The following is a 13532-nucleotide window of genomic DNA, read 5'->3' on the forward strand; positions in this document are numbered from 1 at the left end:
ACGTGACTCCTATGAATACAATCGCCTCCGTTACGCTCCCGCATCATGTACACGCTCCACGCTACGATCGCCAGCAGTTGCAATCACGTATCGTTCATTTTGGCTTTGGAGCCTTTCACCGCGCACATCAGGCGTTACTGACCGATCGTGTGCTGAATGCCCAGGGCAGCGACTGGGGGATCTGTGAAATCAGCTTGTTCAGCGGTGATCAACTGATGAGCCAGCTCCGCGCACAGAACCATTTATATACCGTGCTGGAGAAAGGGGCGGACGGCAATCAGGCGATAATTGTCGGTGCCGTTCACGAATGCCTTAATGCAAAACTGGATTCCTTAGCGGCAATTATTGAGAAATTTTGCGAGCCACAGGTGGCAATTGTTTCCCTGACGATTACCGAAAAAGGCTATTGTATTGACCCGGCCACCGGTGCACTCGACACCAGCAATCCGCGGATTATTCACGATCTACAAAACCCTGAAGAACCTCACTCCGCGCCGGGTATTCTCGTCGAAGCACTGAAACGACGCCGTGAACGCGGCCTTGCACCGTTTACCGTACTCTCCTGCGACAATATTCCCGACAATGGCCATGTGGTGAAAAACGCGGTGCTGGGGATGGCGGAAAAACGTTCACCAGAACTCGCCGGGTGGATAAAAGAACACGTCAGTTTTCCGGGAACCATGGTCGACCGTATTGTTCCGGCAGCAACCGACGAATCACTGGCGGAAATCAGCCAGCATCTGGGGGTGAATGATCCCTGCGCGATTAGCTGCGAACCGTTTATCCAGTGGGTGGTGGAAGATAACTTCGTCGCTGGGCGTCCTGCCTGGGAAGTCGCAGGTGTACAAATGGTGAATGATGTCCTGCCATGGGAAGAGATGAAACTGCGTATGCTTAATGGCAGCCACTCTTTTCTCGCTTATCTGGGTTACCTCTCAGGATTCGCCCATATCAGTGATTGCATGCAGGATCGCGCATTTCGCCATGCCGCCAGAACATTAATGCTGGATGAGCAAGCGCCAACATTGCGAATTAAAGATGTCGATTTAACACAATATGCGGATAAGTTAATTGCACGTTTTGCTAATCCGGCGCTGAAACATAAGACCTGGCAAATCGCGATGGATGGCAGCCAGAAATTACCGCAACGTATGCTGGCAGGTATTCGCATACATCTGGGGCGCGAAACGGACTGGTCGTTGCTGGCATTAGGCGTTGCAGGCTGGATGCGTTACGTCAGCGGCGTTGATGATGCCGGAAATGCCATTGATGTTCGCGATCCGCTTAGCGATAAAATTCGCGAACTTGTTGCGGGCAGTAGCAGTGAACAACGCGTAACCGCCCTGCTTTCCCTGCGTGAAGTTTTCGGTGATGATCTGCCAGATAACCCGCATTTTGTGCAGGCTATCGAACAAGCCTGGCAACAAATCGCACAATTCGGCGCGCATCAGGCGCTATTAAACACCCTCAAAATTTAACGATTTCTGCGGTTAAAGCGGATGAAGCTCGCCTTCGTCCGCTCCCCCCTTCTCTTTTCTGCCTTTTTTAGCCAGGATTAACGCTCAGTTAACTTTTAAGAGTATTGCGGAGCCGTTGTGACCAGGACCAACCTCATCACCGGTTTTCTCGGCAGCGGGAAAACTACGTCGATTCTTCATCTGTTAGCCCATAAAGATCCCAACGAAAGATGGGCGGTACTGGTTAATGAATTTGGGGAAGTCGGAATTGATGGTGCTTTGCTCGCCGATAGCGGCGCATTGCTGAAAGAGATCCCCGGCGGCTGCATGTGCTGCGTTAATGGTTTACCCATGCAGGTAGGGTTGAATACCTTACTGCGTCAGGGAAAACCAGACCGCTTGTTGATAGAGCCGACCGGACTGGGTCATCCGAAACAGATCCTAGATCTCTTAACCGCGCCCGTGTATGAACCGTGGATAGATCTGCGCGCCACGTTGTGCATTCTCGATCCACGCCTGCTGCTGGACGAAAAAAGCGCCAGCAATGAAAACTTCCGTGACCAGCTGGCTGCCGCAGACATTATTGTCGCCAATAAATCCGACCGTGCGACGCCCGAAAGTGAGCAAGCGCTACAGCGCTGGTGGCAGCAAAATGGTGGCGATCGGCAATTAATTCACAGCGAGCATGGGAAAATTGACGGTCATCTTCTGGATTTGCCGCGTCGCAATTTAGCCGAGTTGCCCGCCAGCGCCGCACATTCTCATCATCATAGCGTGAAAAAAGGGTTAGCAGCGTTAAGCCTGCCAGAGCATCAACGCTGGCGTCGCAGTCTGAACAGCGGGCAAGGATATCAGGCCTGCGGCTGGATATTCGACGCTGATACGGTATTCGACACCATTGGCATTCTGGAATGGGCGCGACTTGCATCGGTAGAACGCGTCAAAGGCGTGCTGCGTATTCCCGAAGGGCTGGTGCGAATCAACCGTCAGGGCGATGACCTGCACATTGAAACGCAAAACATTGCGCCACCGGACAGCCGTATTGAGCTGATTTCCAGCAGCGAAGCTGACTGGAATGCCTTGCAGAGCGCGCTGTTGAAGCTTCGTTTAGCGACTACCGCGTAAGGTTGCCTGCGTTTTTCAGTAAGATAATTAGAGAAAATATGATTAAAAATTTGCCGCAAATAGTGTTGTTGAATATTGTCGGCCTCGCGCTGTTTCTTTCCTGGTATATTCCCGTTAATCATGGATTCTGGTTGCCGATTGATGCGGATATTTTTTATTTCTTTAATCAGAAACTGGTCGAAAGTAAGGCCTTTTTGTGGCTGGTTGCATTGACCAACAATCGCGCTTTCGACGGTTGTTCTCTGCTGGCGATGGGAATGTTGATGCTGAGTTTCTGGCTGAAAGAAAACGCCCCTGGCAGACGACGTATCGTGATTATTGGTCTGGTCATGCTATTAACTGCAGTGGTATTAAACCAGCTGGGTCAGGCATTAATTCCTGTAAAACGGGCCAGCCCAACATTGACTTTTACCAATATTAACCGCGTCAGCGAACTGCTCTCTGTTCCCACGAAAGATGCCTCACGAGATAGCTTTCCCGGCGATCACGGCATGATGCTGCTTATTTTTTCGGCATTCATGTGGCGTTATTTCGGCAAAGTTGCAGGCCTTATCGCCCTTATTATTTTTGTGGTTTTTGCGTTTCCCAGAGTAATGATTGGCGCACACTGGTTTACTGACATCATTGTAGGTTCGATGACCGTGATATTGATCGGTTTGCCCTGGGTGTTGCTGACACCATTAAGTGATCGATTAATCACCTTTTTTGACAAATCACTACCGGGAAAAAACAAACATTTCCAAAACAAATAACTCACAGTAATTAACATCATCAGGGTTATTTTTATAGTGAGGATAATCCTGATGATGCGCACCGTGCTTTCATCCATCGCGCGCAAAAATCATTCTCTAAGTAAATGAATGGATTGCATGCGTTTCACTCAATCGTACTTTAATTGACCAATCCCGCTTATTAACTTTCTGTATCACTTTTTCTTATAAAAAATCATGTAAAACCGCTCGCCAAGACCGCACCAATCGGGTAATCTCGAACTCGTTTTGCCTCGGCGGTAGATTATCCTCACAGCATATAATTTTGTGCGTTAGTCCACAGATTTGGCCTTAAGGAATTGTTTCAACATGCCCAGGTAATTAGTCTCGTGTCGCTTGGCATTTTTTTATAACGATATTTGTCGTTAAGGACTTCAAGGGAAAACAAACAACATGGTCAAATCTCAACCGATTTTGAGATATATCTTGCGCGGGATCCCCGCGATTGCAGTAGCGGTTCTGCTTTCTGCATGTAGTGCAAATAACACCGCAAAGAATATGCATCCTGAGACACGTGCAGTGGGTAGTGAAACATCATCACTGCAAGCTTCTCAGGATGAATTTGAAAACCTGGTTCGTAATGTCGACGTAAAATCGCGAATTATGGATCAGTATGCTGACTGGAAAGGCGTACGCTATCGTCTGGGCGGCAGCACTAAAAAAGGTATCGATTGTTCTGGTTTCGTACAGCGTACATTCCGTGAGCAATTTGGCTTAGAACTTCCGCGTTCGACTTACGAACAGCAGGAAATGGGTAAATCTGTTTCCCGCAGTAATTTGCGTACGGGTGATTTAGTTCTGTTCCGTGCCGGTTCAACGGGACGCCATGTCGGTATTTATATCGGCAACAATCAGTTTGTCCATGCTTCCACCAGCAGTGGTGTTATTATTTCCAGCATGAATGAACCGTACTGGAAGAAGCGTTACAACGAAGCACGCCGGGTTCTCAGCCGCAGCTAATAAACCGTTTGGATGCAATCCCTTGGCTATCCTGACGAGTTAACTGAAAGCACTGCTTAGGCAGTGCTTTTTTGTTTTCATTCATCAGAGAAAATGATGTTTCCGCGTCTTGATCCAGGCTATAGTCCGGTCATTGTTATCTTTTAAATGTTGTCGTAATTTCAGGAAATTAACGGAATCATGTTCATACGCGCTCCCAATTCTGGACGTAAGCTCCTGCTTACCTGCATTGTTGCAGGCGTGATGATTGCGATACTGGTGAGCTGCCTTCAGTTTTTAGTGGCCTGGCATAAGCACGAAGTCAAATACGACACACTGATTACCGACGTACAAAAGTATCTCGATACCTATTTTGCCGACCTGAAATCCACTACTGACCGGCTTCAGCCGCTGACCTTAGATACCTGCCAGCAGGCTAACCCCGAACTGACCGCCCGCGCGGCGTTTAGCATGAATGTCCGTACGTTTGTGCTGGTGAAAGATAAAAAAACATTCTGTTCATCTGCGACCGGTGAGATGGACATTCCACTCAATGAATTGATTCCGGCGCTCGACATTAATAAAAACGTCGATATGGCGATCTTACCCGGCACGCCGATGGTGCCGAACAAACCCGCAATCGTCATTTGGTATCGCAACCCGTTGTTGAAAAATAGTGGCGTGTTTGCCGCGCTGAATCTCAATCTGACGCCTTCACTCTTCTATAGCTCACGGCAGGAAGATTACGATGGTGTCGCCCTCATTATTGGTAATACTGCGCTATCTACCTTTTCGTCACGTTTGATGAATGTTAATGAATTAACCGACATGCCGGTCCGTGAAACTAAAATTGCGGGCATTCCTCTGACCGTTCGGCTTTATGCGGATGACTGGACATGGAACGATGTGTGGTACGCATTTTTACTGGGCGGCATGAGTGGAACTGTCGTTGGCCTGCTCTGCTATTACCTGATGAGTGTACGTATGCGCCCCGGCAGAGAAATCATGACCGCCATCAAGCGCGAACAATTTTACGTGGCCTATCAACCGGTGGTGGATACACAATCTTTGCGAGTAACGGGCCTGGAAGTACTGCTACGCTGGCGGCATCCTGTCGCGGGAGAAATACCCCCGGATGCCTTCATTAACTTTGCCGAATCGCAAAAGATGATTGTGCCACTGACTCAGCACCTGTTTGAGTTGATTGCCCGCGATGCCGCAGAATTAGAAAAAGTACTGCCGGTAGGCGTCAAATTTGGCATTAACATTGCGCCGGACCATCTGCACAGCGAAAGCTTTAAAGCAGATATCCAGAAACTGCTCACTTCCCTGCCCGCACACCATTTCCAGATTGTGCTGGAAATTACCGAGCGCGATATGCTGAAAGAGCAAGAAGCCACGCAACTCTTTGCCTGGCTACACTCGGTCGGCGTAGAAATTGCTATTGATGACTTCGGTACCGGGCACAGCGCGCTTATCTACCTTGAGCGTTTTACGCTCGATTATCTGAAAATTGACCGTGGATTTATCAACGCCATCGGTACGGAAACGATCACTTCACCTGTACTTGACGCGGTGCTGACGCTGGCGAAACGCCTCAATATGCTGACGGTTGCTGAAGGGGTCGAAACGCCGGAACAGGCGCGATGGCTAAGCGAACGCGGCGTTAATTTCATGCAAGGCTACTGGATTAGTCGCCCGTTACCGCTGGACGATTTTGTTCGCTGGCTGAAGAAACCGTATACGCCGCAGTGGTAAGGTGTGCTTACGTCCCTTATTATTCATAGAGAAAGCATGCCGGATTGCGGCTAATGATGAGTAAAAGGAAATCCGTTGCAGATGATTGTGCGCATACTGCTGCTGTTTATCGCTCTGTTCACCTTTGGTGCGCAGGCGCAGGCTATCAAGGAAAGCTATGCCTTTGCCGTGCTGGGCGAACCCCGGTACGCCTTTAATTTCAACCATTTTGATTATGTGAACCCCGCCGCGCCAAAAGGGGGGCAGATAACGTTGTCAGCCCTCGGCACCTTCGATAATTTCAACCGCTATGCACTGCGCGGCAACCCGGGCGCACGCACCGAGCAGCTGTACGACACGCTATTTACGACTTCCGATGACGAACCAGGCAGTTATTACCCGCTGATTGCTGAAAGTGCACGCTATGCTGACGATTATTCCTGGGTGGAGGTCGCTATTAATCCGCTCGCCCGTTTTCATGATGGTTCGCCCATTACTGCCCGCGATGTAGAGTTTACTTTTCAAAAATTTATGACCGAAGGCGTGCCGCAATTTCGTCTGGTCTACAAAGGCACCACCGTCAAAGCCATTGCGCCGTTAACCGTGCGCATTGAGTTAGCTAAACCCGGCAAAGAAGATATGCTGAGTCTGTTTTCGCTGCCGGTGTTTCCAGAAAAGTACTGGAAGAATCACAAACTTAGCGACCCGCTCGCCACGCCTCCGCTTGCCAGTGGTCCGTACCGAATTACGTCTTGGAAAATGGGGCAAAATATTGTCTATTCCCGCGTGAAAGATTACTGGGCAGCAAACTTACCGGTAAACCGTGGACGCTGGAATTTCGACACCATTCGCTACGATTATTACCTCGATGATAATGTCGCCTTTGAAGCGTTTAAAGCCGGTGCCTTTGATTTGCGTATGGAAAACGACGCCAAAAACTGGGCCACGCGCTATACCGGTAAAAATTTCGATAAGAAATACATCATCAAAGATGAGCAAAAGAACGAATCAGCCCAGGATACGCGCTGGCTGGCGTTTAATATCCAACGTCCGGTATTCAGCGATCGCCGGGTGCGGGAAGCGATCACTCTCGCCTTTGACTTTGAATGGATGAACAAAGCGTTGTTTTACAATGCCTGGAGTCGCACGAACAGTTATTTTCAGAATACCGAATACGCGGCCAGAAATTACCCCGACGCCGCGGAGCTGGTGCTTCTGGCACCAATGAAAAAAGATCTACCGCCAGAAGTCTTCACGCAAATCTACCAGCCGCCGGTATCCAAAGGCGATGGCTACGATCGTGACAACCTGTTAAAAGCCGACAAACTTCTCAACGAAGCGGGCTGGGTGCTGAAGGGTCAGCAACGCGTAAATGCCACAACGGGTCAGCCGCTCAGCTTTGAGTTATTGCTACCTTCGAGCAGCAATAGTCAGTGGGTATTGCCGTTCCAGCACAGCCTGCAACGGCTGGGTATCAACATGGACATTCGCAAAGTGGATAACTCGCAAATCACCAACCGCATGCGCAGTCGCGACTATGACATGATGCCGCGCGTATGGCGGGCGATGCCGTGGCCCAGTTCCGATTTACAGATTTCCTGGTCATCGGAATATATCAATTCCACTTATAATGCCCCCGGCGTGCAAAGCCCGGTTATCGACTCGCTGATCAACCAAATTATTGCCGCGCAGGGAAATAAAGAAAAATTACTGCCGTTGGGGCGAGCACTGGATCGCGTATTAACGTGGAATTATTACATGCTGCCAATGTGGTATATGGCGGAAGACCGTCTCGCCTGGTGGGATAAATTCTCTCAACCCGCAGTGCGCCCTGTTTACAGCCTGGGTATCGATACCTGGTGGTATGACGTTAATAAAGCGGCCAAACTGCCGTCAGCCAGACAACAGGGAGAGTAGATGGGCGCTTATCTGATTCGCCGTCTGTTGCTGGTGATCCCAACGTTATGGGCGATTATCACTATCAACTTTTTCATCGTGCAAATTGCGCCTGGCGGTCCGGTCGACCAGGCTATCGCCGCCATTGAGTTTGGTAATGCCGGAGTATTACCCGGCGCAGGCGGTGAAGGTGTTCGCGCCAGCCATGCGCAAACGGGCGTCGGCAATATCAGCGACAGTAATTACCGTGGCGGACGCGGATTAGATCCAGAAGTGATCGCCGAGATCACTCATCGCTACGGTTTCGATAAGCCGATCCACGAACGTTACTTCAAAATGCTCTGGGACTACATCCGCTTTGATTTTGGCGACAGCCTTTTTCGCAGCGCCTCGGTACTGACGCTGATTAAAGATAGTCTGCCGGTTTCCATCACCCTCGGATTATGGAGCACGCTGATTATCTATCTGGTGTCGATTCCGTTAGGCATTCGCAAAGCTGTTTATAATGGTAGCCGCTTTGACGTCTGGAGTAGTGCATTTATCATCATCGGCTACGCCATTCCAGCCTTTTTGTTTGCCATCCTGCTGATTGTCTTCTTCGCGGGCGGCAGCTATTTCGACCTGTTCCCTCTGCGCGGCCTGGTTTCCGCTAACTTTGATTCGCTGCCGTGGTATCAGAAAATCACCGATTATCTGTGGCATATCATGCTGCCGGTGCTGGCGACAGTGATTGGCGGCTTTGCGGCGCTGACCATGCTGACAAAAAACTCATTCCTTGATGAAGTGCGCAAGCAATACGTGGTGACCGCCCGTGCGAAAGGGGTAAGTGAAAAAAATATTCTCTGGAAACATGTGTTCCGCAACGCCATGCTGCTGGTGATTGCCGGTTTTCCGGCGACGTTTATCAGCATGTTTTTTACCGGCTCGCTGCTGATTGAGGTGATGTTTTCACTCAATGGTCTTGGCTTACTGGGCTACGAAGCGACCGTCTCGCGCGATTATCCTGTAATGTTTGGTACCTTGTATATTTTCACCCTGATTGGCCTGCTGCTGAATATTGTCAGTGATATCAGCTATACGCTGGTCGATCCGCGTATAGATTTTGAGGGACGTTAATGTCGCGACTCAGCCCCGTCAATCAGGCCCGTTGGGCGCGTTTTCGTCATAACCGTCGCGGCTACTGGTCGTTATGGATTTTCCTCGTTTTGTTTGGTTTGAGTTTGTGTTCTGAACTGATCGCCAACGATAAACCGTTGCTGGTACGTTATGACGGCAGTTGGTATTTCCCGTTGTTGAAAAACTACAGCGAAAGCGATTTTGGCGGCCCGCTGGCAAGCCAGGCTGATTATCAGGACCCGTGGCTGAAACAGCGGTTGGAAGATAAAGGCTGGGTACTATGGGCACCGATTCGCTTTGGCGCTACCAGTATCAACTTTTCTACCGACAAGCCCTTCCCCTCCCCACCCTCCCGGCAAAACTGGCTGGGAACGGATGCCAATGGCGGCGATGTGCTGGCACGTATTCTCTATGGCACGCGGATCTCAGTTCTGTTTGGCCTGATGCTGACCCTCTGCTCCAGCGTGATGGGCGTGCTGGCGGGGGCGCTACAAGGCTATTACGGCGGTAAAGTCGATCTCTGGGGGCAACGTTTTATTGAAGTATGGTCGGGGATGCCGACGCTGTTTTTGATTATTTTACTTTCCAGCGTCGTACAGCCTAACTTCTGGTGGCTGTTGGCAATTACCGTCTTGTTTGGCTGGATGAGTCTGGTCGGCGTGGTGCGGGCGGAGTTTTTACGTACCCGTAATTTCGACTACATCCGCGCGGCGCAGGCGCTTGGCGTCAGCGATCGCAGTATCATCCTGCGTCATATGTTGCCAAATGCCATGGTCGCTACCCTCACCTTTTTACCGTTTATTTTATGTAGTTCGATCACCACCCTGACCTCACTCGATTTCCTCGGCTTCGGTCTGCCGCTCGGTTCACCGTCACTCGGCGAACTGCTGTTACAAGGGAAAAATAACCTTCAGGCCCCGTGGCTTGGGATCACCGCCTTCTTGTCGGTGGCGATATTGTTGTCTTTGCTGATCTTTATTGGTGAAGCCGTCCGCGACGCATTTGATCCTAATAAGGCGGTGTAGCATGACGCAAACTCTGTTAGCGATTGAAAATTTGTCGGTGGGTTTTCGCCATCAGCAAACCGTACGTACAGTAGTCAATGATGTTTCACTTCAGATTGAGGCTGGCGAAACGCTGGCGCTGGTGGGTGAGTCAGGTTCAGGCAAAAGCGTTACCGCGCTGTCAATTTTACGCCTGCTCCCTTCCCCGCCGGTTGAATATCTCTCCGGCGATATTCGTTTTCATGGCGAATCGCTGCTTCATGCCAGCGATCAAACGTTGCGCGGTGTACGCGGTAATAAGATCGCCATGATTTTTCAGGAGCCGATGGTGTCATTAAATCCATTGCATACCCTGGAAAAACAGCTTTATGAAGTGCTTTCACTCCACCGCGGGATGCGTCGGGAAGCGGCTCGTGGCGAAATTCTTAACTGCCTTGATCGCGTCGGTATCCGCCAGGCGGCAAAACGGCTGACAGATTATCCGCATCAGCTCTCCGGCGGCGAACGCCAGCGGGTGATGATTGCGATGGCGCTGTTAACGCGACCGGAATTATTAATTGCCGATGAACCAACCACCGCACTGGACGTCTCTGTTCAGGCGCAAATTTTACAGCTGTTGCGCGAACTGCAAGGCGAGCTGAATATGGGTATGCTGTTTATTACTCATAACCTCAGCATTGTCAGAAAACTGGCCCATCGCGTGGCGGTAATGCAAAACGGTCGCTGTGTCGAGCAAAATAACGCCGCTACGCTATTTGCCTCACCCACTCATCCTTACACACAAAAGCTACTCAACAGTGAACCGTCAGGCGACCCGGTACCATTGCCAGAACCTGCCTCAACGTTGCTGGATGTTGAACAGCTTCAGGTTGCCTTCCCCATTCGCAAAGGGATTTTGAAGCGCATTGTGGATCATAATGTGGTGGTGAAAAACATCAGTTTTACGCTACGAGCGGGTGAAACACTGGGTTTAGTAGGCGAGTCAGGTTCCGGGAAAAGCACGACGGGACTGGCGCTGCTGCGACTGATTAACTCTCAGGGCAGCATTATCTTTGACGGTCAGCCACTGCAAAATTTAAATCGTCGCCAGCTGTTACCTATTCGTCATCGCATTCAGGTGGTATTTCAGGATCCAAACTCCTCGCTCAACCCACGACTCAACGTTTTGCAGATTATTGAGGAAGGCTTACGGGTTCACCAGCCGACGCTTTCTGCCGCACAACGCGAACAACAAGTGATAGCCGTGATGCATGAAGTGGGATTAGATCCTGAAACACGCCACCGTTATCCGGCGGAGTTCTCTGGTGGTCAGCGGCAACGTATTGCGATTGCCAGGGCGTTAATTCTTAAGCCCTCGCTGATCATTCTTGATGAACCAACATCATCGCTCGACAAAACGGTACAGGCGCAAATATTGACGCTATTGAAATCATTGCAACAAAAGCATCAACTGGCCTATTTGTTTATCAGTCACGATTTGCACGTTGTCCGCGCGTTATGTCATCAGGTTATCGTACTGCGACAAGGGGAAGTAGTGGAACAAGGACCGTGCGCGCGCGTGTTTGCCGCACCGCAGCAGGAGTATACGCGTCAGCTACTGGCGTTGAGCTGACGCTTAAAAAGGATTGTAGTTTGAGAAGGGTTCGGCAATTGCCACACCAAAATTTTTCAATCGGCATGTTGCAGCAAACTCGTCCTGGCGATTTACAAACAGGCACGGCTCACCTTCACACTCCAGTACCGAACATGGAACTTCGATGTCGCTTAACGCCTGGCTGAGTTTGTACATCACCGACCATGCATTATCACCATCCGGGCTAAGCAATTTAAGCGCCACCAGGCTGTTGTCACCGCACGGTCCATTTTGCGGAATCGGTTCAACCTTCGAACCTGCGAAACCAGCAGACCAGCGATAGTTCTGCGGCAGTCGATGGACGATTGAGAGTTGTAATGAAGTCACTTATTTTCCCCGGAAGCACATTTACCTCACAATTTGTTTACATAAATTTTAACACATCATCAACAATCCGTCTTTATACAGATCGTAAAGATTGATGCCTCGCCAGCGTGGCCTCTATGGCTCTGATTTAAATAATATCTGCGGGCGTGGTCACGTTTGCGGGGCTATATGTACCCGTTTCTGCGATCTAACTCAACCTTTTTAACTACAATGATGTGACTTTTTACATAAATTGATTTTACATAAAATAAACATATATCGGGGGAATGATGGATTTGTGGTTGACATGCATCAACAAAGGAAGCCTTTTAGCTTCCTCGTTGTGCAATAGATCACCGTTTTTTCGGCCGACTGGCGTACAGACAGAAGAGAATGGAGCTGGTTGCGCAGAATGCAATTGACCAAATCATCGGCCATGCAGAGTTAAAGGTCGCAAGAGAAAGTAATGCGCCAACAATTGCCCCTATGCCGAAACGGAAGGTTCCTGCCAGCGAAGATGCCGTTCCCGCCATATGGGGAAACTCATCAAGAATGACCGCCATCGCATTAGATGACACCATCGACACGCAGCCCACAAACGCCGCAACGCCAACCACCAGCGACCAGAATCCCAGCCCCAGCAGCGCACTGATGACCATCCACGCCGCCATAATAAACTGTATCCACAACCCCGAGCGGAACATATTTAACGCGCCAATTCGGCGGACGAAGCGGCTGTTAAAGATGGTCATCACGAACAGGAAAACAATGTTTAGCGCAAAGTAATAACCAAAGTTTTCCGGCGCGACGTGGTTAATTTCAATATAGACAAACGGTCCGGCGCTCAGGAACGAGAACATCCCGGCAAAGCTGAAACCGCTGGCCAGCATATAACTCAGGACACGCTTATGACGGAACAGCGCCGCAAAGTTACCAATAGTGGTACGAATGTGAAAAGGCTGGCGACGCTCCGGTGGTAAGGTTTCTTTGATCAGAAAGAAGATCATTGCCGAAGCCAGAATCGCCGCCACGGCGAGGATCCAGAAGATGTAATGCCAGCTCAGCCACACCAGTACCCAGCCGCCAACTATCGGTGCCATCAGCGGTGCAATGGTCGTCACCAGCATGACAAACGACATCATCCGCGAGAACTCTTCTTTCGGGTAGATATCACGCATTAAAGCGTTGATAACCACGCTGGCCGCAGCAGCCGCCAGTCCGTGGAAGAAACGCATCACAATCAGCTGCTCGATAGTTTGTGCCAACGCACACGCCACCGCGGCGGCGGCAAACACCAGCGTACCGCCAAGAACCACCGGCTTACGCCCGAAGCTGTCTGCCATCGGCCCGTAGATTAACTGCCCCAACGCAAAGCCCAGAATATAAGTACTGAGGGTCATCTGCGTACTGCCCGCCGGTACGCCAAACTGAGCTGAAATTACCGGTAGCGCAGGCAGATACATATCAATCGACAGCGGCATCAACATGGCCAGCAGGCCAAGGATAAAAACAATAGCAAACGACGAATGCTGTCGGGTGGTCACAACGG

General features: G+C 50.2%; 11 protein-coding genes. 9 read left to right on the plus strand and 2 right to left on the minus strand.

Features of this window, described 5'->3' with window-relative positions; all coding sequences use genetic code 11:
• The first annotated feature begins 11 nt into the window (after positions 1 to 11).
• From ACJHWK_RS00285 to yejF, 9 genes are all read left to right on the plus strand, one after another.
• Entirely contained in the window at positions 12 to 1478 is a 1467-nt protein-coding gene (locus ACJHWK_RS00285) for a mannitol dehydrogenase family protein (protein ID WP_001520864.1), read from the plus strand.
• A gap of 117 nt (positions 1479 to 1595) precedes the next feature.
• On the plus strand, positions 1596 to 2582 hold the full coding sequence (gene yeiR / locus ACJHWK_RS00290; protein ID WP_001520865.1) for a zinc-binding GTPase YeiR: 987 nt from the start codon (positions 1596 to 1598) through the stop codon (positions 2580 to 2582).
• A gap of 38 nt (positions 2583 to 2620) precedes the next feature.
• Positions 2621 to 3334: a Kdo(2)-lipid A phosphotransferase gene (lpxT, locus tag ACJHWK_RS00295; RefSeq protein ID WP_001297918.1), complete on the plus strand. Its 714-nt coding sequence runs from the start codon at positions 2621 to 2623 to the stop codon at positions 3332 to 3334.
• Between the two features lie 411 nt (positions 3335 to 3745).
• On the plus strand, positions 3746 to 4312 hold the full coding sequence (mepS, locus tag ACJHWK_RS00300; protein WP_000241011.1) for a bifunctional murein DD-endopeptidase/murein LD-carboxypeptidase: 567 nt from the start codon (positions 3746 to 3748) through the stop codon (positions 4310 to 4312).
• A 180-nt stretch (positions 4313 to 4492) separates the two neighbouring features.
• Positions 4493 to 6049 carry a cyclic di-GMP phosphodiesterase gene (locus ACJHWK_RS00305; protein WP_000470599.1) on the plus strand — a complete coding sequence of 519 codons (1557 nt, stop codon included), beginning with the start codon at positions 4493 to 4495 and terminating at the stop codon, positions 6047 to 6049.
• Positions 6050 to 6130: 81 nt separating this feature from the next.
• Complete coding sequence (locus ACJHWK_RS00310) at positions 6131 to 7945, plus strand: extracellular solute-binding protein (protein ID WP_001316494.1); 1815 nt, start codon at positions 6131 to 6133, stop codon at positions 7943 to 7945.
• Positions 7946 to 9040: a microcin C ABC transporter permease YejB gene (locus ACJHWK_RS00315; protein ID WP_087902965.1), complete on the plus strand. Its 1095-nt coding sequence runs from the start codon at positions 7946 to 7948 to the stop codon at positions 9038 to 9040.
• On the plus strand, positions 9040 to 10065 hold the full coding sequence (locus tag ACJHWK_RS00320; protein WP_000088901.1) for an ABC transporter permease: 1026 nt from the start codon (positions 9040 to 9042) through the stop codon (positions 10063 to 10065). Before ACJHWK_RS00315 ends, ACJHWK_RS00320 begins: the two co-directional genes overlap by 1 nt.
• Before the next feature lies 1 nt (position 10066).
• On the plus strand, positions 10067 to 11656 hold the full coding sequence (yejF, locus tag ACJHWK_RS00325; protein WP_000194914.1) for a microcin C ABC transporter ATP-binding protein YejF: 1590 nt from the start codon (positions 10067 to 10069) through the stop codon (positions 11654 to 11656).
• Positions 11657 to 11659: 3 nt separating this feature from the next.
• Here the strand turns inward: yejF and ACJHWK_RS00330 are convergent, their stop codons facing one another.
• Together ACJHWK_RS00330 and bcr are read right to left on the minus strand one after the other, a co-directional pair.
• Positions 11660 to 12004 carry a YejG family protein gene (locus tag ACJHWK_RS00330; RefSeq protein ID WP_000202798.1) on the minus strand — a complete coding sequence of 115 codons (345 nt, stop codon included), beginning with the start codon at positions 12002 to 12004 and terminating at the stop codon, positions 11660 to 11662.
• Positions 12005 to 12336: 332 nt separating this feature from the next.
• Positions 12337 to 13527 carry a multidrug efflux MFS transporter Bcr gene (gene bcr, locus ACJHWK_RS00335; RefSeq protein WP_001595981.1) on the minus strand — a complete coding sequence of 397 codons (1191 nt, stop codon included), beginning with the start codon at positions 13525 to 13527 and terminating at the stop codon, positions 12337 to 12339.
• Between the last annotated feature and the right edge of the window lie 5 nt (positions 13528 to 13532).

Origin of the sequence: Escherichia sp. WS547, from assembly GCF_046486065.1 — a bacterium.
In the GTDB taxonomy this organism is placed as follows: domain Bacteria; phylum Pseudomonadota; class Gammaproteobacteria; order Enterobacterales; family Enterobacteriaceae; genus Escherichia; species Escherichia coli.

Coding starts and splice junctions, on each gene's coding strand:
- yejF (WP_000194914.1), top strand. CDS start 10,067: ATGACGCAAACTCTGTTAGCGATTGAAAATTTGTCGGTGGGTTTTCGC.
- ACJHWK_RS00315 (WP_087902965.1), top strand. CDS start 7,946: ATGGGCGCTTATCTGATTCGCCGTCTGTTGCTGGTGATCCCAACGTTA.
- ACJHWK_RS00320 (WP_000088901.1), top strand. CDS start 9,040: ATGTCGCGACTCAGCCCCGTCAATCAGGCCCGTTGGGCGCGTTTTCGT.
- ACJHWK_RS00285 (WP_001520864.1), top strand. CDS start 12: ATGAATACAATCGCCTCCGTTACGCTCCCGCATCATGTACACGCTCCA.
- ACJHWK_RS00305 (WP_000470599.1), top strand. CDS start 4,493: ATGTTCATACGCGCTCCCAATTCTGGACGTAAGCTCCTGCTTACCTGC.
- ACJHWK_RS00310 (WP_001316494.1), top strand. CDS start 6,131: ATGATTGTGCGCATACTGCTGCTGTTTATCGCTCTGTTCACCTTTGGT.
- lpxT (WP_001297918.1), top strand. CDS start 2,621: ATGATTAAAAATTTGCCGCAAATAGTGTTGTTGAATATTGTCGGCCTC.
- mepS (WP_000241011.1), top strand. CDS start 3,746: ATGGTCAAATCTCAACCGATTTTGAGATATATCTTGCGCGGGATCCCC.